Source organism: Deferrisoma sp. (assembly GCF_054681715.1).
In genome coordinates this window covers 1-20,971 of sequence record NZ_BAAHFQ010000035.1, presented here as the reverse complement: position 1 = coordinate 20,971, position 20,971 = coordinate 1, and the positions used below count along the sequence as shown (strand labels likewise).

Here is a 20,971-nt window from a genome sequence, read left to right as displayed (position 1 = left end):
CGGGCCGGGATCATGCGGTGGCCTTCTCCTTGGCCTGGATCGGGATGGGCTCGGAGGGAAGGTCAGGGGGCGGCGGGTCGCCCACCACCTTCTCCACGGCACCGAACCGGGGCGGGCAGGCCTCGAGGCAGGTGCCGCACTTGATGCACACCTCCTGGTCGATCACATGCACCAGGCCCTTCCCGCCCGCGATCGCATCCACGGGGCAGCGCCGGGCGCAGGTCATGCAGGCCCGGCACTTCTCGGGGTTGATGTAGTAGGTGGGGGCCTCGGCCAGGAGTCGCTCCACCTCCTCCAGAGAAAAGAGCCGCTCCACTGCCGCTTTGTCTTTGATTTTCTGGGTGAGTTTGTCCCGCGCCGCGAGCTTGAGGTACGGCACGAGCTTGGCGACCCGGGCGATCCTCTCCCTCACCTCGGCCGGGTCCAGGCCTTCACCCTCGCCCAGGGGGCCCAGGGCGCGGATCTCCCGGCTAAACTGGTTCATGAGCTCGGCGAACCGGGTGCCCTCGCCCGACGAGAGCTCCTCGAACCGCACCCGGGACGGGTTCACCCCCACGTGCTCCAGCACCCGCTTGGTGAGCTCCACCATGTTCAGGGCGTAGAAGTTGCCGTGGGTGATGTAGTGGCACTCGCCCAGGTAGCACCCGCCGATGAACACGCCGTCCACCCCGTTTCGGAACGCCCGGAGCACGAACGACATGTCCACCCGGCCCGAGCACATGACCCGGATGAGCTTAATATCGGTGGCGTATTGGAGACGGGACACGCCCGCCAGGTCCGCAGACCCGTACGCGCACCAGTTGCAGACGAAACCGATCAGCTTGGGCTTGAACTGCATGGGAGTTCCTCCGGTTGTCACGGGGCGGGGGGCCCCCGCCGGCTACGCCACCTTGGGCAGCGTCTCCTCTTTCTCTTCTTTTTCTTCTTCGGTCAGGGCGTCGATCTGGGCCACGAGGGCCTCGTCCCGGTAGTGCTTGAGGGAGATCGCCCCGGTGGGGCACACGGCGTTGCAGAGCCCGTCGCCCTTGCACAGCACCGGGTTGACCACGGCCTTTCGGCCCTGGCGGGTGGTGCGCAGATCAATGGCGCCGTAGGCGCAGACCTCGGCGCACTGCCCGCAGCCGATGCAGCTCTTCTCGTCCACGTCGCACACCGAGCCCGAGGCCACCACGGTGTCGTTGGCCAGGAGCACGGCGACCCTTCCGGCCGCGCCGTAGGCCTGGTTGACCACCTCGGGGATGTGCTTGGGGTAGTGGGCCATGCCGCACAGGTAGACCCCCTCGGCCCCGAAATCCACGGGCCGGAGTTTCACGTGGGCCTCCTGGAAGAATTTGTCCGGGCTCAGGTTCGCCTTGAACTGCTTGGCGATGTGCCCCCGGTCCGAGGCCGGCACCACCCCGGCCGCGAGCGCCAACACGTCGGCGTCGATCACGAGTTCGGTCTCGAGGATCGGGTCGGGCACCACCACCCGGATCCGCTCGGATCCGTCCTGGGACACCTTCTCCACCCGGGGCGGGTTCTCCGGCTCGTACCGGATGAACTTGACCCCCTTCATCGAGGCCTCCCGGTACCGGTCCTCCCGGAACCCGTAGGTGCGCATGTCGCGAAACAGGATGTAGACGTCCGCCTCCGGGTTTTGCTCCTTGATCCGGAGCGCGTTTTTCACCGACTGGCTGCAGCACACCCGGGCGCAGTAATTGCGCTCGGGGGTTCGGCAACCCACGCACTGGATCATCACGAAGATTTCCGCAGCCGTGAACCGCTCGTCCCCGGAGGCCAGGCGTTCCTCGAGCTCGAGGTTCGTGACGACCCGGTCCGACTCGTCGTAGAGGTACTCCGAGGGTTTGTACTCCTCGGCCCCGATGGCCACCACGGCCACGCCGTGGAGCACCTCTTCCACCCGGCCGTCGGCGGTCCGGATGCGGGTCACGAAGTTCCCCACGTACCCGGACGACTCCTCCACCTGGGCCCCGGTGTAGACCCGGATGCCCGGGTGGCGGAGCACCTTGGCCACGAGGTCGCGCAGGTAGGCCTGGACGTCGAGGCCCTCCAGGGTGGTCGTGAGCCGGCGGGCCATGCCGCCCAGTTCGGGCTCCTTCTCCACCAGGTGCACCGGGAACCCCTGGTTCGCGATGCTCAGGGCTGCCGTCATGCCGGCGATGCCACCGCCGATCACCAGCGCGGTCTTGTTGACCGGGAGCTCGAACTCCTCCAGGGGTTCCAGCCGGGCGGCCCGGGCCACCGACATCCGGATGAGGTCGAAGGCCTTTCGGGTGGCCTCCTCCTTCTCCCGGGAATGGACCCAGGAGCAGTGCTCCCGGATGTTCGCGAACTCGAAATAGTACTGGTTGATTCCGGCCTCCCGCAGGGTGTCCCGGAACAGGGGCTCGTGGGTGCGGGGGGTGCAGGCCGCCACCACCACCCGGTTCAGGTTGTGCTCCTGGATCGACTGGGCCAGGCGCTGGGCCGCATCGGTGGAGCAGATGAAGATGCTCTCCTCGGCGTGGACCACGTTGGGAAGCGTCTTGGCGTACTCCACGGCCGACGGGATGTCCACCACCCGGCCGATGTTCGCCCCGCAGTGGCACACGTACACCCCGATCCGGGGCTCCTCCCCCGAGACGTCCCGTTCCAGGGGATAGACCCGCTCCTTGACGAGCCGGCCCCTTCGCTTCGCCAGGAGTTCCCCGCACTGGCTCCCCGCGCCGCTCGCGCTCACCACGGCCTCGGGGATGTCCAGGGGGCCCTGGAACGCCCCGCTCACGAAGACCCCCGGTCGGCGGGTCCGCATGGGGTTGGCGGGGTCGACCCTGTGGAAGCCGTGGGAGTTGAGTTCGATTCCCAGGGTCTGGGCCAGGCGGTCCGCGTCCTTCGGCGGGGTGAGGCCCACCGACAGGACGACCATATCGAACTCCTCCTCCTTCACGCCCTCGGGGGTGGTGTACCGGACCACCACGTTGTGGGTCTCGGGGTCCTCGCGCACGATCGAGGCGTAGCTGCGCACGAACCGAACGCCGGGCAGCGCCGCGGCCCTTTGGTAGAACCGCTCGAAGTCCTTCCCGTAGGCCCGAATGTCGTTGTGGAACACCACGCACTCGGCCTCGGCGTCGTGGTCCTTGGTGAGGATCACCTGCTTTTGCGTGTAGGTGCAGCACACCGCCGAGCAGTAGCTGCGGGCGCCCTCGGTCACCTGCCGCGAGCCCACGCAGTGGAGCCAGGCGATCTTGTGGGGATGGCGCCCGTCCGAGGGCCGGAGGATCTCACCCTCGTTGGGCCCGGTGGCGCACATGATCCGTTCGAAATCGAGGCTCGTGACCACGTTGGGGTACTCGCCGTAGTGGTACTCGGGTTTGATCCTCGGGTCATAAGGGGTGAACCCGGGCGCGAGGATGATGGCGCCGACCTTGATCTCCACCTTCTGGGGTTTCTGGTTGAAGTCGATCGCCCGCGCCTTACACACGTCCACGCAGATGCGGCATTTGCGTTCCTTGAGGTAGAGGCACGAGTCGTCGATGTAGGGCACGAGCGGGATCGCCTGGCCGAAATAGATGTGTACGGCCTTCGCCTGGGAGATCCCCTGGTTGAACTCGTCCGGGTACTCCACCGGGCAGTACTCGGTGCACACCCCGCACCCCGTGCACCGGTCTTCGCGGACGTAGCGCGGCTTTTTGACCAGGGTGACCGTGAAGTCCCCGGCCTCCCCCTCCACCTCGGCCACCTCGGCGTAGGTGATGATCTCGATGTTGGGGTGCCGGTGGCACTCCACGAACTTCGGCGACTCGATGCACATGGAGCAGTCGTTCGTGGGAAAGGTCTTGTCGAGCTGCGCCATGTGGCCGCCGATGGCCGGGGCCTTGTCCACCAGGTACACCTTGAACCCGGCCGTGGCGAGGTCCAGGGCCCCCTGGATCCCGCTGATCCCCCCGCCGACGATCATCACGTCGCCGAACTCCCGGTTGCCCAGGAGATTCTGGATCTGCTGGATGCGTTCCAACGCGTTTGTGCTCACGGTGTCCCTCCTCAAAGTCGGCCAACCCGGGCCGGCGGGCGCGCCCGGGGCCGTGGCGTGCCGGGCCCGTCTTTCGCCCGGGGCCGGTGCGGTTACGCCAGCGTCTCGGCGAGGACCTCGGTCAGGTCTTTCACCTCGAGCGACGCGTCGTCCCCCAGCCCGAGGCGGCTGTCCTCGAAGTTGGCGATGCAGTACGGGCAGGCGGTCACGAGCACCTCGGCCCCCACGTCCAGGGCCTGGCGCACCCGGAGCTCGGAGAACCGCTCCGCCTTCGGCGTGTCCATCCAGATCCGGCCGCCGCCCCCCCCGCAGCACAGGCTGTCGACCCGGGTGTCGGCCATCTCCACGAGCTCGGCGCCGGCCGCCTCGGCCAGGAGCTGCCGCGGCGCGTCGTACACCCCGTTGTGCCGTCCCAGATAGCACGGGTCGTGGTAGGTGACCCGGCGGCCGTACCCGCCGGAAAGGTCGAGCCGCCCCTGCCGGACAAGTTCCAGCAGGAACTCGCTGATGTGCATCACCTCGAACCGCACCATGAACTCGGGGTACTCGTTCTTGAAGGTGTGGTAGCAGTGGGGGGAGTTCACGACGACGCGCTTCACCCCCCGGTCGATGAACGCCTTGATGTTCTCGCGGGCCAGTTTCCGGAACACCTCCTCGTCGCCCGCCTTGCGGATGCTCTCCCCGCAGCAGCTCTCGGCCTCCCCGAGGATGCCGAACGACACCCTGGCCCGCTGAAGGAGCTTCGCCGTGGCCGCGGCCACCCGGCAGAGCCTCTTGTCGTAGGAGTAATAGCACCCCGTGAAGTAGAGGACCTCCATGCCCTCCTCGAACAGCGGCACCCCCGCCTCCTTCGCCCAGGCGCCGCGTTCCTCCCTCGGTTCGCCGAAGGGGTTGCCGGTGGTGCTCAGGTTCCCGCTGACGCCCCGCACGGGGCGCACGTTGGCCGGGAACACCCCGTATTCGGTGGCGATCTTGCGCAGCACCACCCCGGAGTGGATCTGCCGCACGTCCCGCGGGCACCGCTGGGGGCAGCGGCCGCAGGTGGTGCACCGCCAGATTTCCTCGTTCTCGATCTCGGTCATCCCGAAGGCGGCCTGGCGCACGATCTTTCGCATGCTGAACCGCCGGACCCGGTTCCAGGGGCACACCACGTCGCACATGCCGCACTGGAAGCAGTACTGGAACGGTTCGCCCCCTTCGGAGCGGATGAGATCGCGAATTTCCTTGTAGTCGGCTACGTTTTCCATGGTTTCGTCCTTCGGCCGCGGCGTGGTGGCACGCCCTTGGCCCGCTTTCGGTGGCGGACGGGTCGCCTAATCGCCCTTTTGGGAGAGCCGGGCCACGGCGTCCAACAGCTTGTCGAGCCCGTATTCGCTGGCCAGCGCCTCGACCCCCACGTCCAGTTCGTCAGGAGCGCCCTCGGGTACCTCCACCTCCTCCTCGCGCTCCTCGTACACGAGCGCGTCCACCCGGCACACCGCCACGCACACGGGCTCCTCCAGGGGAGGCGTGGTCTCGCACATGTCGCATTTCAGGGGCAGCCGGGAGTCCGGCTCGTAAAAGTAGTCGCGCGACGGGCAGATATTCCCGCAGAACGCGCATTCCGGGTACTCCTTGCCCTGGAGCACGTAGGCGTGGCGTCCGGCGCACTCGGCCGGGGTGTAGGCCACGGACCGGATGGGGAAGTAGATGTCGTTGATCTCGTCGAACACCACGCGGATCCGTGACCGGGCCGGGTTCCCGCTGGAATACCGGGGCTTGGCGTGGAACGCGGAGCACGCCAGCTCGCAGGCCCGGCAGCCGATGCATTTATCCGGGTTCACCCTGATCGTCTTGATGATCCGTTTTTCCTTCATGGCCGACTCCGAGCGAGGCTGGAACGCTAGGAAGCGAGAAGGCTAGGCAGCCCACCTCCCGTTCTGCCTCCTGACATCTTGTTGGTTAGACCTCCCTGGCGATTCCAGAGCTCCCGGGGCCGCGGGAGCGGGACACGGGGGCAGAATCCCCGACCCCGGATCAGACCGTGATGTCCTGGAACACCGGCTCCCGGTCGTTCTCCGACAGGATCCCCCGGCGCACGAGGTCCTCGGCCACGTCGGCCAGGCCCAGCTTCTCCAGGGTGCCGATCGTCGGGATGCCGTCCTGGGTCCAGCCCTTGAACGTGTAGTAGTCGCTCAGGACCTTCTGCTCCTTCTCCGGGTCCCGGATCTGCCAGTGGTCCTCCGGCGGCCGCTCGTCCTTGCGCCGCAAGCCCCGGCGCACGTTGATCGCCCGGACCAGGTTGCGGTTCCGACGCCCCAGGTTCCACAGCTCGTGGGGCGTCAGGTCGATCCCGGCCGCCGCCCGGATGAACGTGGGCAGGTTGAAGATGTGATACGGCGGCTGGCCCCCGAACTGGCCGCGGAACGACGACAGAAACGCGCACATCCCGATCGCGTCGTCGATGTAGTGCATCGTCTCGTTCCAGTCGCAGATGTGGACCGCGGCCTCCAGTGGCAGGTGGGTGCGGGGCTCCCACTGCAGGTACCACCTCTTGAACCGCTCCGGCGCCGCCTCCCAACGCTTCACGAACTCCTCCCGCTCCTTCTTGTCGGCGATCGGCACCTGGGGGAACGACCCCTCGATCTGGGTGATGTTCATCTTCTCGCCGGTCGCGTACATCAAGAAGTACGGGAAGTTGATCATCTTGAGCTTGATGGGGACCTGCTCGAACTTCTTCATCGTGTTGTGGTCGAACTTCTCGGCGCCCCGGCCGATCTGCCGGGCGGCGTGGTACACGCCGTTGGCGAGCGCGTCGCCCACGCCTTCGCGCCGCACGATCTTCTCCACCAGGTAGAAGAACCGCTCCCCGTTGTCCTCGGGGAACCCGGGCAGGTCCTCGTCGGTCAGGATGCCGTTGTCGTAGAGCTCCACGGCGAAGGCGAGCACCTGGGGCGTCGAGAACCCGTCGAGCCCGTAATCCTGGGTGACCCCGAGGATGTCGTAGTTGAAGTCGATCTCCTTGTACGCCGCCATGGCGTAGGTGAGCTTGCTGTAGCACTTCTGGAAGTAGGTCTGGCGGCCCGGCACCTTGATGGCTTGGTGGCAGTCCTTGGGGCAGTTGTAGCACCCGGTCCACCGTAGCCGGACGCTCTCGGAGATCTTCTTCCAGCGCTCCTCGCGTTCCTTGTTCCAGTACCCCTTGATCCGCTCCCGGGCGTTGCCCCAGGCGAAGTTGTTGACGTGGAACTCCTCGTCGTCCTCGTGGGCCATGATGTCGCCCGTGTAGGGGTTGTCACCGATGGCCTTGAACATGTCGATGGACAGCTTGAAGAGCTCCTCCGGGTGGGCGAGCTGGATGTCCTTGGTGCCCCGCACCGCGATGGCCTTGAGCTTCTTGGCGCCCATGACCGCCCCCACGCCGCGCGAAGCGCTGCCGCTCGCCGACTCGATGGTGGCCATGTAGACCCGGTTTTCGCCCGCCAGGCCGATGGCGGCCACCTGGGCCTCGGGCTGCCCGAGTTCCTCGCGGATCATCTTCGTGACGGTCTGGGGTCCCTTCCCCAGGAGGTGCCGGGCGTCGCGAAGTTCCACCTTGTCGTTGTGGATCCACAGGTACACCCAGTCCGGCGACTCGCCCGTGAACACGATCTGGTCGTAGCCCGCGTGCTTGAGTTCGGGCCCGAAGAACGCCCCGAAGATGGAATGGGCGTAGAGTCCGGTTTGGGGCGAGATCGTGTTCACCATGGTGCGGTTCGCCCCCGGAACCGGCGTTCCCACCAGCAGTCCGGCCGTGAAGATGAGGAGGTTCTCGGGGTCGAAGGGCTGCACCTCGGGCCCCACGCGGTCCCAGAGGATCTTCGCGGCGGTGCCCTGACCGCCCAAAAACATCTCGGTCCATTTCGGGTCGGTAGGCACCTTGGCGATGCTGCCCGTTGTCAGATCCACCTCCAACCGAAACCCGGTCTCGGCGTACCTCATGGCTCGTTCCCTCTCCGGTGTGTCGGTATCCGCCAAAGGCCGATTCTGTCGGATCGCCCGTTCCGGCACTCCGCCCGTGACGCCTGAGATAGCAAGGGGCGTGCCATTGGCCCGGTAAGGGAAAGCCCCTTGGGAATGTGGGTGTGGGGCCCCCTGCCCGGCGGGATGACGTATGGATCGGTGAAACTTAACCGAATTCGGGGTGAACTCTGATCGAGCCCGGCCCCGCGAGAACCAAAAAAGGCGCCGCGTCGCGGCGCCTTTCCCGGCGGCGGGGCGGCCCAAGGGCCCCTTAGATCTGCCGCTCCAGATTGATCGTGCGCGACGGCGCGAACCCGTTGGCGCTGAAGAACCGGATCAGGCGGGAGTCGTCCCAGTTCACCAGGGTGTTGATTCGTTCCACACCGAGCTTGCGTAGGTGCGCAATGAGTTCGTCGATGAGCTTCTGCCCTACCCCGAGGTTCTGGTAGTCAGGGTCCACCCCGATGGTGTCGAGGGTGGCCCCCTCTTGGGAGATGCCGTACTGGCCGATGTAGAGCTCGGCCATCACGAACCCGATCAGTTTTCCGTCCTCGGTTTCGGCCGCAAGCGACACGGGCACGTAGTCGGGCGAGCCGAAGAGTTTTTCGAATTTCGTTTCGTAATACTCGCGGCGGGGGGAGCCGAGAACCTTTTCGTCGATGGCTACGACCGCGTCCAAGTCCTTGGCCTCGAGGAACCGGATCCGGAAGGGCGTCTCGCTCATGGCCTCTCCTCTTTCGCGGGGGATCTCGTATCCACGGATGACCCAGTGTGCCCGTCGGGCACCCACTTGCAAGCCCCGGGCCCGGGGCCTCGCTTCAGCCCTGTGCCGGTGGCCGGTTCGGAACGATCCGCTCCGGGTGGGCGTACGCAAGAAACCCGGCGCCCTTGGCCCGGCCGATGAGGGTGATGCCCATGTCCCGGGCCCGAAGCACCGACTGGTGGGTCGGCACGCTGCGGGAGAGGACCACCGGGATCCCCGCCCGTCGGGCCTTGTGCAGCACCTCGGACGAGGTCCGCCCGGAGCTCAGGAGGAGGCACCGTGAGAGGTCGACCCCCCGGAATAGGGCGTCTCCGATGGCCTTGTCCACGGCGTTGTGGCGACCGACATCGTCGAACCACCGCTGTGGCAGCTCGCCTTCGAGACTCACGGCTCCGGTGTGGATGCCCCGGGAGCGGCGGTAATGGGGCGAGGCGCCCTGGAGGGCCCGGGCGAGATCGTCGATCCGGGACGCCGGGACCCGCAGGGGGGATTCCAACGGGCGGCGGCCGGCGAGTTCCGCCACGGTGGCGAACATGACGCCCTTTCCGCACCCCGAGGTGTAAACGCGCTTTCCCAGGAGTTCCACGTCGGGGGTCCGGGCGACCGTGCACTCCACCTTCCACCGGGTGGGATCCACGGATACATCGCGGAGTTCCCCAGGTCCGCGCACGACGCCGGCGGAAAACAGGAACCCGAGAACCAAGCTCGGGATCTCGGTCGGGGTGCACAGGAGGGTGGCGACCTCGACGCCGTTGGCCTCGATGGTCAGCGGTACCTCGGACGGCACGTGAACCGTCTCCTCGCGGGCGCCGGCGTCGGTGAACCGCACGGCTTCGAACTCCACCACCGCGCCGAGTTCTTCCTCTCGTTTCATCTCTCGTCCCGAAGCATCGCCGAGCCCCGAGCTAGGGCACCGGATATTCCAGGCTGAGGCGCTGGCTCGGCACGAACCCCATGTGGCCGAAGAACTTCAGGAGCCCGAAATCCTTCCAGTCCACCAGGGTGTAGATCCGCTCCACCCCGGCCGCCCGCATGTTGGACCGGAACTGATCGAACAGGGCGCCGCCGACCCCCCGGTCCTGAAACTCGGGGTCCACCCCGAGGGTGTCCACCACGGCGGAGTTCTCCGGGATCCCGAACTCCCCGAAAAACAGGGTGCCCATGAGGAACCCGACGACCCTCCCGTCGGCCTCGGCCACCAGCGAGGCGTTGATCTGGGCCTCCTTGAGCCCCGCCACCTCGAACCGGTGCCGGTAGTACTCGTCCCGGCGGTTGCCGGTGATCCTCTCGTCGATCGCGACGACGGCGTCGAGGTCCTCGCGCCGCATCACGCGCACCGTTACCTCCAGGCCCATGTCCGCTCCTTCCCGGTCGGTTGTTTGCCGGAACCAGAACCGGGCGCCCGTGGCCGCGCCTCGGCTGCCGCCCAAGGGCCCCAAGGGGGAGCCGGAGCCCCGTTACCCCCCGTTTCCGCGGCTTCCCGTCTGGGACTCAGGAGGACCGAGGCGCCCGGGTGAACACCGCCCGATAGTGCTCCGCGGCGCCCTCCGCCTCGAAACACGAGGAGCACCCGGTCTTCGCGGCCCGGCACACGGTGATCGCCGGCACGAGGCGCACTTCGAACCCCAGCGAGCGATAGGTCTCGACGATCTCGCTCAGACGAGGCTCGCACGCGATGCTCCGCCGGATCCAACCTTCGCTCTCCAGGCGGGAGACCTCGTGGTAGGCGGCCTCTTGGTTCGGCGTGCATTTTGGTTTCGTCATGGCGCTCCGACCGGCAAACCCGGCGCCGTTTGTCGCCGGCCTCAAAGGGCCCCCGTCACGCGGCGGCCGGGGCCTTCCCCCTGCTTTTCAGAAACAGGGCGTGGGCAAACAGGGCGGCGCCCAGGGCCCCCGCGATCTGCGTGTCGTAGGAAGAGGGGGTGGCCTTCACCCCGATGATCTCCTCGATCCGGCGCACCACCCCGATGTTCTTGGAGATTCCCCCCGTTACGAAGAAGTCCGGCTCCACGCCGACCCGCTGGAGCAGGGTGGCCACCCGCTCCGCCATGGCGCGGCAGTAGGCGGCGATCACCTTGTTCTTGCTCCACCCTTCTTTGAGCCGGGCCATGGCCTCGGTCTTGGCGAACACCACGCAGACGTTCGAGACGCCCGGGGGTTCCTGGTCGATGTCGAACGACCGCGGACCCAGTTCCTCGACGGGGACCTCCAGGAGGTCCGCGATCACCTCCATGCCCCGGCCGGTCCCTGCGGCGCACTTGTCGTTCATGAGGAAGTTCACCACCCGGCCCTCCTCGTCGATCCGGATGGCCTTGCAGTCCTGCCCGCCCATGTCCAGGATGGTGCGGATCGCGGGGCCGCCCATGTAGTGGGCGCCGCGGCCGTGGCAGGCGATCTCCGTGATGGCCTTGTTGGCGAAGGGCAGGTTCACCCGGCCGTACCCCGTGCTCACCACGTAGTGGATGTCATCCAGTTTGAGTCCCGTGGGGCCAAACACGGCCTCCAACGCCCTCTGGGCGGATTCGATCGACCCGCCGGTGGTTCGCACCGTGGAATAGGCGTACAGTTCGCCGTCGAGGCAGACCACCGCCTCGGAGCTGACGCTGCCCACGTCCACCCCGAGGGTCACGACCTCCGCCTGCTTCCAATGGGATTCGGGCGCCACCCACACGCCCTCGGACCAGCGCCAGTACTCGGGCCGATGTTCCATCTCTTGTCCTTTTTCCGCCGGGGTTCAGCCCGTCCGTTCGGCGGCAACAAGGGCGGCGCCCACCGCGTCCGCCAGTTCGGGAGCCTCCGGGATGAGGATCCGGTCCACCTCGAGCTTTTCCCTGAGGCACCGGACAAACCCGCGGTTTCTCGCGAGGCCGCCCAGGAGCACCACCTCGCCTTCGAGCTTGACGCGCCGGGCCGTGGCCGAAACCCGGGTGGCGATGGCGTCGTTGACCGCCTGGGCGATGTCCCGGCGGTCCACCCCCGAATGCATGAGCCCGACGACCTCGCTTTCGGCGAACACCGTGCACTGCGCGTTCATGGTGATCCGGGTGGTACTCTGGAGGCTCTTTTCGCCAAACTCCTCCAGCGTCATTCCCAGGGCCCGGGCCATCGACTCGGTGAAACTTCCGGAACCCGCCGCGCACTTCTCGTTGACCGCAGAGTCGAGCACCCGGCCCGCGCCGTCGGTTTTGACCGCCCGGCTCTCCTCGGCCCCCACCTCGATCACCGTGACCGCCCCCGGGAAGAAGAAGTTCGCGGCCCGCGCGGCGGCGGTGATGTCGGTCACCGTGGTGTGGGCCCCTTGCACCAGGCCGCGGCCGGCCCCGGTGGCCGTAATGTGGGCCACCCGCTCCGGGGGGACGGCGGCGGCTGAGAGGACGTGTCGGAGGAGGGCGGAGGCCTTGGAGGCCGGTTCGGCTCCGGCCGTGTCGAGGCCCGTGCCGATGATCTCCCCATCCCGCAGCACGGCGACCTTGATGGTGCGGCTGCCGATATCGATGCCCGCTGTAATCACGTTGCGCCTCCCGGAGGCTCGATCCATACCATGGCCGGCGGCACGGGATCTCCTCCCCGCCCCTCGCGCAACGCGGCCCCTCGGAGCCGCGGGCGCCCGCTCTCCGATCTCTTCAGGCAATCGCCGTGCCACGGGGGGCCACTCCCCGCCCGGGCGGGGATGGCATGCCGAGGGGGTTCCGCGTTAGGGGCGACCGGGCGGGGTTGGTGCACCAGGCCACCGGCGGCGGTTGGAAGGGCGACCCGGTTTGGGGGGGGCCGAGTCCCGGGACCCGATCCCTCTCCCCGGGGCTCGCCGCTGGGCGGCTGAACGGTGGAGGAGGCCGCGCGAGGGGGCCGCGTGCCGATGCAGCGTCGGGGGGCCCTCCGCGCCCGGCCACGATGAATGTCCACCGAGAAGGTGGTGAAAAATGAACGGGTTACGGGGTCTCAGTCGAAGATGTTCTTCCCGTAGAAGATCTCGGTGATCTCCCGCTCCAGGAGGCTTCGGATCATCGCCCGTTCCTCCTCGGGCCGCTCGGCTTCCGAGTCCCCGAAGAGGAACCGGTCCAGCTCGAGCTCCCGGAGCATCATCTTCGTATGGAACAGGTTCTCCTGGTAGATGTTGATGTCCACCGTGTGGTACTCGGCCAGGATCTCGGGATCGATGAACTCCTGGATCGACCGGATCTCGTGGTCGAGAAAGTGCTTCCTGCCGTTCACGTCCCGGGTGAACCCCCGAACCCGGTAGTCGATCACCACGACCTCGGACTCGAAGCTCCGGATCAGGTGGTTCAGGGCCCGCAAGGGAGAGATCTTTCCGCAGGTGCTGACGTCGATGTCCACCCGGAACGTGGAGATCCCGCTCGAGCCGTCCGATTCGGGGTAGGTGTGGGCCGCAAGGTGGCTCTTATCCAGATGGGCCACGTGGGCCTGGGACGCCGGCACCGTGACGGGTTCCTCGGCCACGAGCACGGTTACCGAGGCCCCCATCGGGTCGTAGTCCTGGCTGGCCAGGTTCAGGATGTTGGCCCCGATGATGTCGGCCACCTCGGTCAGGATGCGCGTCAGACGCTCCGAGTTGTACTCCTCGTCGATGTACTCCAGGTACTCCTGCCGAGCGTGGGGAGTGCGCGCATAGGAGATGTCGTAGATATTGAACGACAGGCTCTTGGTCAGGTTGTTGAACCCCTGAAGTTTGATGGGCCCGGCAGGTCGTTTCACACGTCGCCTCCGTCGGGGCCGCCGTTCTCGAGACGGCGGAGTTGGGCCTCGGAAAAGCCCAGGTAATGGCCGATTTCGTGCACCAGCGTGTCCCGGACGACCTCCTCCACCGAAAGGCCCCAGTCCCTGGCGTAGCGCTCGATGGGCCGCTGGAACAGGACGATCCGGTCGGGGAGGGTTCCGCTCAGGTCGTGGGTGCGTTCCGGGAGGGGCCATCCCTGGTAGAGGCCCAGGAGGCCCCACCGGTCCGGTATGCCCATCTCCTCCAGCGTCTGCGGGTCGGGCCAGTCCTCGACCCAAATGGCCACGTTGTCCAGGCGCGACAGGAGCGCCCTGGGCAGCGTCTCGAGTTGGGCCTCGGCGATCCGTTCGAAGCGTTTGCGGTCCATGGGTCTCCCGGAGAAACCGGGGAGTCTACGGGCCGATATGGAAGCGGTCAACGTTTTTTTGCCCGGCCTCGGGGGCTTCGGGCCCTTTCTGCGGAGCCTCAACTGGGCTACCATGGCGTCCGTTCGGAAGGGGCGGGCCGGGATCCCCTGGGGCGCCGATTTCAGCGGGCGCGCCGGACCATTGACACGCGCAAGCGCCGGGGCGCGCGCTGGCGGGCGGGGCAAGGGGCCCCCGTGTCGGAAATCGGACATCAGAGGACAGGGGTCGGTGCATCGCGGGGCTACGAAATCCTGTCGGCTGAATTCTGATTTCTGTTCCCCGGTACGGCCGCACCCGGTTCTCCACCAGCCCCCCCCCGCGGGTTTCCGTTGCAACGCCGGGGATCTGACAATCCTTTCGTTGGCCTTAGTAACTTCCGCGTCGGCCACACAGTGGGCCGCCGCCGTCTGGACCACGGGACCGAAGACCGCGAGACCGACGACCGTGGACCGAAGTGACTCGGAAGGAGGGACCGAAATGAAGCGCTGGATCGTGGGGGTCGCCAGTGCGGCCTTGTTGGGGCTAACGGTGGCTTGCGCACCGAAGGCGGTGATCCTGAATCCGGGCCCGGTGCCCATGCAGGCCGAACCCGGGTGGGCCGACACGGCGGCGGCCTGGTCCCTTTGGGTCCGAAGCGCGAAGGATGCGCGTCCGCCCGAAAAGGCGGGCCAGCGGGTGGGGGTGCTCTACACCCGGTTCGAGCAGAACCCGCAGGACGCCTTTCTGGAGACCAATCCCGCGGAGTACGTGGCTCAACAGTTGAGCCGTTATCTGCTTCACCGGGGGCTCGAGGCATCGTCCCAGGAGAAGGCGAGGCTCTTTGTGGACGTGGAGCTCCAGGAGTTCGCCCTGGAGGAGGTGCCCGGCGCGCTGTGGGACGAGGTGGGGGTGCGGGTGGCCTATACGGTGGCGTTCGTGGAGCCCAACGGGACCGTGCTCGGCAAGGTGAAGGTCGAGGCCCAGAACCGGATCAAGGTGCCGGGCAACACGGCGCGGCGGGCCGAGCAGGCGTTCCGCGAGGCACTGCTCGACACGTTCCGGGCCTTGGACCAGAGCGAGGAGTTCCGCAACGTGGTGGAACGGCTGGGCGGCTGATGGGTCCTGCGCCAGGGCCCTCTCGCCCTTGGCCGGGCCCAACCGGAGACCCATGACCCGAGATGGAGGGGGTCTCGAGCCCCGTTTCGTTCTTTACGAGAGGGCCGGCAGGGCCCTCTCCGACTTTTTCGGCCAATGGACAGGGGCCTTTTGCCGCCGGTGCCTCGAGGTGACCCGTCGGGCCCATCCCGACGACCCGGCCGCCGACGTGGAGCTCCTGGAGGGAATCTTCCCGGGGTGCTGCCAGGCGGGGGTGGCGGACGGGTTCTGGATCCCGGGGTTGGGGGAGCAAGGGCGGTTTCCTTCCGAGTTCGTGGAGGGCCTGGAGGCCCGGCGCCGGCGCGTCTGTCGGATCCGGCCCGCCCCCCCGGCGTACCGTTTGCGCGAGAGGGCGACGGGCCGCGTCGTTCGAGGGATGGGATGCGCGTACCTGGGGCCCGCCGGCTGCCGGCTCGGCCCGTGGAAGGCGCCCCTGTGTTTCGGGTTCCTCTGCCGGGAGCCGGCCCGGGCGCTCGCCGAGGCGGTGGGAACGGACCCTCCCCCGTCCGATACCGACGATGCCGCCGGGGCGCGGGAGGTGTTCCGGGCCGTCGTGTTCGGGGCGCCGGAGGAGGCCCTGGCCCGGGTGGAAGAGATGGAACGGAGATTGCAGGCGTGGGCGGCCGTCCTCCGGGAACGGTTCGGGGACGGCGAGGCCCTGTACGCCTGGTGGTCGGGGCGCCGGTAGCCCCCAGACTTTCGCTTGACAGGCTTGTGATCCTTTTCATACCCTGCGCCCTCCGTGCCCCCGGGGGAGGGGAGCCGCTCTTTTTTTGGTTGCTCCGAATTCCCGTTTCGTTGTGCTTCAAAAAGGTGGGCCATGGCCGCGTTGGCGCTTCTCTTCCTCAGCGCCGTGCTCGTGAACAATTTCGTTTTGGCACGGTTCCTGGGGATCTGTCCGTTCCTCGGCGTGTCGAAGCGCACCGAGACCGCCGTCGGCATGAGCCTGGCGGTGCTCTTCGTGATGACCGTGGCCGGCGTGGTCACCTGGTTCCTCCAGACCCTCGTCCTCGTTCCCCTCGGCCTCGAATACCTCCAGACCATCGCGTTCATCCTGGTCATCGCCGCCCTGGTGCAGCTCGTCGAGATGGTGGTCCAGTACGTGAGCCCCGCCCTGTACCAGGCGCTCGGCATCTTTCTACCCCTCATCACCACGAACTGCGCCGTTTTGGGCCTGGCCGTCTTGAACGTCCAGCGAGGGCACGGCTTTCTGGAAACCGTCGTGTTCAGCGTGGGCGCGGCCCTGGGGTTCGGCCTTGCGCTCGTTCTCTTTTCGGGCATCCGGGAACGGCTCGACCTGGCCGACGTGCCCCGCCCGTTTCGGGGCACGGCCGTGGCGCTGGTGACGGCTGGGTTGCTCTCCCTCGCGTTCCTGGGGTTCGCGGGGCTGGTGAAGCAGTGAGGGCTGCGCCGTGATCACCGCCGTCGCCGTGCTCGGAGCCCTGGGCGCCCTGGCAGCCCTCGGCCTCGCCGTGGCCAGCCTGAAGTTCCGGGTGGAGGTGGACCCGCGGGTCGAGGAGGTGGAGGGGATCCTGCCCGGGGTGAACTGCGGCGCCTGCGGGTACGCGGGGTGCTCGGCCCTGGCGAAGGCCCTGCTGGCCGGGGAGGCCCCGCCCACGGCCTGCATTCCCGGGGGGCCCGATGTGGCCGAGGCGGTGGCCCGGATTCTCGGGGTGGAGGCCGGAGAGGCCGTGAAGCGGGTGGCCGTGGTGCACTGCAAGGGGACGCCCGACGTTGCGCCCAACAGGGGCGAGTACGTGGGCATTCCCGACTGCCGTGCCGCGGCCCTCGTGGGCGGGGGGCCCAAAGGGTGCCCGTACGGTTGCATGGGGCTCGGGACCTGCGAGCGGGTCTGCCCCTTCGACGCGATTCACGTGGGGCCCGACCGACTCGCCCACGTGGACCGGGAGCGGTGCACCGGGTGCGGGGCCTGCGTGGAGGCCTGCCCCAAGCGGATCATCGACCTTTTCCCCGCCGACCGCTACGTGTACATCCGCTGCACGAACCCCCACAGGGGCAAGGCCGTCACGTCCGTGTGCTCCGTGGGATGCATCGGGTGCCGCCGGTGCGAGAAAACCTGCCCCTTCGACGCGATCTCCATGGACCGGGATCTGGCCCGGATCGACCCGGCGAAATGTACCTCGTGTGGGCTTTGCGCCACCGTGTGCCCCACCGGGAACATCGACGACCTGGTCGAGGTGCGCTACCGGGCCCGGATCGACGAGGCCACCTGCATCGGGTGCACCAAATGCGTGAAGGTCTGCCCGGTGGAGGCGATCTCGGGGGAGCGCAAGCAGCCCCACCGTGTGGACCCCGAACGGTGCATCGGGTGTTACCAGTGCATGGAGGCGTGCCCGGTGAACGCGATCCGTAAGGGCGAACCCCTGGTGCGGGGTGAGGGGGAGGCGGCGTGATGGCGGCCCGCACGTTCCCCCTGGGCGGGGTGCACCCGCCCGACCAGAAGCACCGGACTGCAACGAAGCCGGTGGAACCGGCGCCCCTGCCCGAGCTCCTCGCGGTGCCCCTGAGCCAGCACATCGGGGCCCCCGCCCGGCCGGTGGTGAAGCGGGGTGACCGGGTGCTGGCCGGCCAGGTGGTGGGGGAGGCGACCGGGTTCGTCTCGGTGCCCGTCCACGCGCCGACCTCGGGAAAGGTGGTCCGGGTCGAGGCCGCGCCCCATCCCCTGGGGCCGCCCCAGCCGGCGGTGTTCCTCGAGCCGGACGGCGAGGACGCCTGGGCCGAGCTCCCCGAACCCCTGGACATCGGGGCCGACCCCGACGCGATCCGCAGGCGCATCCAGGAGGCCGGGATCGTGGGCATGGGGGGCGCCACGTTTCCGACCCATGTCAAGCTCTCCCCGCCCCCGGAGTTCACCATCGACACCGTGATCTTGAACGGGGTCGAGTGCGAGCCCTATCTCACGGCCGACCACCGGCTCATGGTGGAGGAGCCCGACCGGATCCTCCAGGGCCTTCGGGTGATCTTGGCGGTGTTCGGCCTGGAAAAGGGCTTCATCGGCATCGAGGAGAACAAGCCCGACGCCATCGAGCTCCTCGGCCGAAAGGCCCGGGAGGCCGGGTTCGCCGAGGTCGTGCCCCTCAGGGTGAAGTACCCGCAAGGGGCCGAAAAGCAGCTCATCAAGGCCGTCACGGGGCGCGAGGTGCCCTCGGGCCAGCTCCCCATGGCCGTGGGCGCCGTGGTCCAGAACGTGGGCACGGCCGCGGCCATCTGGGATGCCGTGTCCGCCGGCCGCCCGCTCGTGGAGCGGGTGACCACGGTGACCGGCGACGGGGTCCGGGAGCCCAAGAACCTCCGGGTGCGGATCGGTACCCCCGTGCGCCACCTGATCGGGGCCGCCGGGGGACTCCAAGACGAGCCCGGGAAGCTCATCCTCGGGGGACCGATGATGGGGATCGCCCACCACGACCTGGACGTTCCCGCGGTCAAGGGCACCTCGGGGGTGCTGGTGCTTCCCCGGCGCCAGGTGCGCGCCGCGCCGGAGGGCCCGTGCATCCGGTGCGGCCGGTGCGTGGACGCCTGCCCCATGGGACTTTCCCCCACGACTCTGAGGTCGCTGATCGCCCGGGATCTCGTGGCCGAGGCCGACGAGTGGAACGCCCTGGACTGCATCGAGTGCGGCTCGTGTGCGTTCGTGTGCCCCTCGGCGATCCCGCTCGTGCAGGCGATCCGCGAGGCCAAGGGCCGCGTGATGGCCCGCCGCCGGAAGGCCGGCTCGTAGCGGCGGAAGGGCGAGAAGGCTGGAAGGCTGGAAAGCTAGGAAGCTGGGAAGCTGGGAGGCGCCTCCGGGGCCCCGCTAGGCCTGGGGGTGGCTGTCGGGGCCTGGCCCGGTGTGGGAGCGGCGTCCACGCCGCGATCCGGGCCTAAGGGCCGAAGGAAAGGGCGTAGAGGCTTGGACATCGGTCCCACGGGTTAAGGGCCCGCGATAACGAGTGACCCGTCCGGGATTTTGGCCTCCTAGCGTCCCAGCCTCCTGGCATCCCAGCGGGAGCTACAGCGAAATACGACCTCCGTTCCCCTAAGGATTTGGGACCGTGAGCAATCCCAACGACCCCAAATGGATCCTGTCGTCCTCGCCCCACGTGTTCGAGGGCGAGTCCACCGCCCGGATCATGTGGCAGGTGGTGGCGGCGCTCGCGCCCGCGGCCCTTTGGGGCGTGTACGCCTTCGGGCCCAGGGCCCTGTGGGTGATCGGGTGGTGCATCGTCGGCGCGGCCCTGGCCGAGGAGGTCTCGGTGCGGCTCCGGGGTCGGCCGAGCGCCCTCGGCGACGGGTCGGCGGTGCTCACCGGGCTCTTGCTCGCCATGAATCTGCCCGCCACGAGCCCCTGGTGGATGGCCCTGGTGGGGGGCGCCGTGGCGATCGTCCTGGGCAAACAGGTGTTCGGGGGCCTGGGCCAGAACCCGTTCAACCCCGCGCTCGTGGCCCGGGTGTTCCTTCTCGTCTCCTTCCCGGTGGCCATGACCGACTGGCGGGTCCCGGGGGGCGCGCTGGCCGACGCGGTTACGGCGGCCACTCCCCTGGGGGCGGCCAAGACCGCGGTGGCGACCCACGGGGCCCTGGGGGACGCCCTGGCGGGGATCCCCTGGTGGAAGCTGTTCGTGGGGCTCCAGCCCGGGAGCCTCGGCGAGGTGTCGGAGCTCCTGCTCCTCGCGGGCGCGGCTTATCTCCTGTGGCGCCGGATCGTGACCTGGGACATCCCGGTGGCGTTCCTCGGCACCCTGGTGGGCGTCACGGCCATCGCCTGGGCCGCGCGGCCCGCCGCCGTGGTCCCCCCCTGGACCCAGCTCGTTGCGGGCGGCGCCGTGCTCGGGGCCTGTTTCATGGCCACCGACATGGTCACAAGCCCGTTGACCGCCCGGGGGCGGTGGATCTTCGGCATCGGGTGCGGGCTCCTCACGGCGGTGATCCGGCTGTGGGGGGGCTACCCCGAGGGGGTGAGCTTCGCGATCCTCCTGATGAACGCGGCGGTGCCCCTGATCGACCGGTTCACCCGGCCCCGGAAGTTCGGCTGGGTGCCCCAGGAAAGGGGGGCGTCATGAGGGACATGGTCCGGATGGTCGGGGTGCTCACCGCCGTGTGCGTGGTGGCCGCCCTGGGCCTCGCCAAGGTCCACGACCTCACGGAGGAGCCGATCCGGGAGGCCCTGCGCCAGGAGCTTCTGCGGGCGATGCGGGCGGTGCTCCCGGAGTTCGACAACGACCCGGCCGCGGACGCCCGGGTGATCGACGGCCGCACCTTCTACGTGGCCCGCAAGGCCGGCGAGCCGGTGGGGGCCGCCACCGAGGCGGCCTCGCCCGAAGGGTACAGCGGGTGGATCCGGGCTCTGGTGGGGGTGGACCGGGACGGCCGGGTCACCGGGGTGGTGATCCTGCAGCACGCCGAGACCCCCGGGCTGGGGGCCAAGGCGGCCGATCCGGGGTACCTGGCCCAGTTCAAGGGCAAGGGCCTTCGCGACGCCAACTGGGCGGTGAAAAAGGACGGGGGCGACTTCGACCAGATCACCGGCGCCACGATCACCCCCCGGGCCCTCATCAAGGGCATCCGCGAGGCCCTGGAGGCCTTCGAGGCCGCCAAGCCGCGGCTCTTCGCCCCCGGAGGTGCGGGATGAGCGCCGTGGTCCCGGGGCACGGGCTTCCCAGCCTTCCAGCCTCCCAGCTTCCTAGCCTTCTATTACTCCGGCGGTCAAATAGACACGTTCGGGGGCATGGGGCCTGCTGGAGCGCCGGGCGTGGCTCCTACAGTCGCTGCATCCGGTACTCAGCCAACGACTGGGACTCTTGCGGTCAATCGGATCGACAAATACGCCTAGAATTCCTGAGCGGTTCCGCCCATCCGGCTGAGTGCCGGATGCAGCGTAAGCCGGATGCCGCACTCACGCACGGCCGGAAGCAGGCCCCATGCCCTCGCGAGCTCCTTGCGCG

The 20,971-nt window shown here is 68.3% G+C and carries 20 protein-coding genes; 7 read left to right on the top strand and 13 right to left on the bottom strand.

The window, feature by feature from the left end; translation table 11 throughout:
• Positions 1-10: 10 nt before the first annotated feature.
• From ACY0I8_RS07450 to ACY0I8_RS07390, 13 genes are all read right to left on the bottom strand, one after another.
• On the bottom strand, positions 11-838 hold the full coding sequence (locus ACY0I8_RS07450) for a hydrogenase iron-sulfur subunit (protein ID WP_461394260.1): 828 nt from the start codon (positions 836-838) through the stop codon (positions 11-13).
• A gap of 42 nt (positions 839-880) precedes the next feature.
• Complete coding sequence (locus ACY0I8_RS07445) at positions 881-3,937, bottom strand: FAD-dependent oxidoreductase (protein ID WP_461394268.1); 3,057 nt, start codon at positions 3,935-3,937, stop codon at positions 881-883.
• 164 nt (positions 3,938-4,101) lie between these two features.
• Positions 4,102-5,256: a (Fe-S)-binding protein gene (locus ACY0I8_RS07440; RefSeq protein WP_461394259.1), complete on the bottom strand. Its 1,155-nt coding sequence runs from the start codon at positions 5,254-5,256 to the stop codon at positions 4,102-4,104.
• Positions 5,257-5,322: 66 nt separating this feature from the next.
• On the bottom strand, positions 5,323-5,865 hold the full coding sequence (locus tag ACY0I8_RS07435; RefSeq protein ID WP_461394258.1) for a 4Fe-4S binding protein: 543 nt from the start codon (positions 5,863-5,865) through the stop codon (positions 5,323-5,325).
• Positions 5,866-6,025: 160 nt separating this feature from the next.
• Positions 6,026-7,969, bottom strand: a complete 1,944-nt coding sequence (locus ACY0I8_RS07430; RefSeq protein ID WP_461394257.1) for an aldehyde ferredoxin oxidoreductase N-terminal domain-containing protein — start codon at positions 7,967-7,969, stop codon at positions 6,026-6,028.
• Between the two features lie 292 nt (positions 7,970-8,261).
• Positions 8,262-8,714, bottom strand: a complete 453-nt coding sequence (locus tag ACY0I8_RS07425; RefSeq protein WP_461394256.1) for a GNAT family N-acetyltransferase — start codon at positions 8,712-8,714, stop codon at positions 8,262-8,264.
• A 94-nt stretch (positions 8,715-8,808) separates the two neighbouring features.
• Positions 8,809-9,627: a formate dehydrogenase accessory sulfurtransferase FdhD gene (gene fdhD / locus ACY0I8_RS07420; protein ID WP_461394255.1), complete on the bottom strand. Its 819-nt coding sequence runs from the start codon at positions 9,625-9,627 to the stop codon at positions 8,809-8,811.
• 31 nt (positions 9,628-9,658) lie between these two features.
• Entirely contained in the window at positions 9,659-10,108 is a 450-nt protein-coding gene (locus tag ACY0I8_RS07415) for a GNAT family N-acetyltransferase (protein ID WP_461394254.1), read from the bottom strand.
• Positions 10,109-10,244: 136 nt separating this feature from the next.
• Positions 10,245-10,517: a hypothetical protein gene (locus tag ACY0I8_RS07410; protein ID WP_461394253.1), complete on the bottom strand. Its 273-nt coding sequence runs from the start codon at positions 10,515-10,517 to the stop codon at positions 10,245-10,247.
• Between the two features lie 55 nt (positions 10,518-10,572).
• Positions 10,573-11,463, bottom strand: a complete 891-nt coding sequence (gene bzdQ, locus ACY0I8_RS07405) for a benzoyl-CoA reductase, bzd-type, subunit Q (protein ID WP_461394252.1) — start codon at positions 11,461-11,463, stop codon at positions 10,573-10,575.
• A 24-nt stretch (positions 11,464-11,487) separates the two neighbouring features.
• Positions 11,488-12,264 (bottom strand): acyl-CoA dehydratase activase, encoded by a 777-nt coding sequence (locus tag ACY0I8_RS07400; RefSeq protein ID WP_461394251.1) that lies wholly within the window; start codon positions 12,262-12,264, stop codon positions 11,488-11,490.
• Positions 12,265-12,692: 428 nt separating this feature from the next.
• Positions 12,693-13,466, bottom strand: a complete 774-nt coding sequence (gene speD / locus ACY0I8_RS07395) for an adenosylmethionine decarboxylase (RefSeq protein ID WP_461394250.1) — start codon at positions 13,464-13,466, stop codon at positions 12,693-12,695.
• Positions 13,463-13,855 (bottom strand): metallopeptidase family protein, encoded by a 393-nt coding sequence (locus tag ACY0I8_RS07390; protein WP_461394249.1) that lies wholly within the window; start codon positions 13,853-13,855, stop codon positions 13,463-13,465. The genes speD and ACY0I8_RS07390 overlap by 4 nt, the downstream gene beginning before the upstream one ends.
• Before the next feature lie 517 nt (positions 13,856-14,372).
• Between ACY0I8_RS07390 and ACY0I8_RS07385 the strand changes: the two genes are divergently transcribed.
• The 7 genes from ACY0I8_RS07385 to ACY0I8_RS07355 all read left to right on the top strand — a co-directional run bounded on the left by ACY0I8_RS07385 (position 14,373) and on the right by ACY0I8_RS07355 (position 20,658).
• Positions 14,373-14,990 carry a hypothetical protein gene (locus tag ACY0I8_RS07385; RefSeq protein ID WP_461394248.1) on the top strand — a complete coding sequence of 206 codons (618 nt, stop codon included), beginning with the start codon at positions 14,373-14,375 and terminating at the stop codon, positions 14,988-14,990.
• A 52-nt stretch (positions 14,991-15,042) separates the two neighbouring features.
• Positions 15,043-15,717 carry a hypothetical protein gene (locus ACY0I8_RS07380; RefSeq protein WP_461394247.1) on the top strand — a complete coding sequence of 225 codons (675 nt, stop codon included), beginning with the start codon at positions 15,043-15,045 and terminating at the stop codon, positions 15,715-15,717.
• A gap of 132 nt (positions 15,718-15,849) precedes the next feature.
• Entirely contained in the window at positions 15,850-16,431 is a 582-nt protein-coding gene (gene rsxA / locus ACY0I8_RS07375) for an electron transport complex protein RnfA (RefSeq protein WP_459941853.1), read from the top strand.
• A gap of 10 nt (positions 16,432-16,441) precedes the next feature.
• Positions 16,442-17,443: an RnfABCDGE type electron transport complex subunit B gene (locus ACY0I8_RS07370; protein ID WP_461394246.1), complete on the top strand. Its 1,002-nt coding sequence runs from the start codon at positions 16,442-16,444 to the stop codon at positions 17,441-17,443.
• A complete protein-coding gene (gene rsxC, locus ACY0I8_RS07365) occupies positions 17,443-18,768 on the top strand; it encodes an electron transport complex subunit RsxC (RefSeq protein WP_461394245.1) in 1,326 nt (441 codons plus the stop codon). The genes ACY0I8_RS07370 and rsxC overlap by 1 nt, the downstream gene beginning before the upstream one ends.
• Before the next feature lie 313 nt (positions 18,769-19,081).
• Positions 19,082-20,089 (top strand): RnfABCDGE type electron transport complex subunit D, encoded by a 1,008-nt coding sequence (locus ACY0I8_RS07360; protein WP_461394244.1) that lies wholly within the window; start codon positions 19,082-19,084, stop codon positions 20,087-20,089.
• Positions 20,086-20,658 (top strand): RnfABCDGE type electron transport complex subunit G, encoded by a 573-nt coding sequence (locus tag ACY0I8_RS07355; RefSeq protein WP_461394243.1) that lies wholly within the window; start codon positions 20,086-20,088, stop codon positions 20,656-20,658. The genes ACY0I8_RS07360 and ACY0I8_RS07355 overlap by 4 nt, the downstream gene beginning before the upstream one ends.
• The last annotated feature ends 313 nt before the right edge of the window (positions 20,659-20,971 follow it).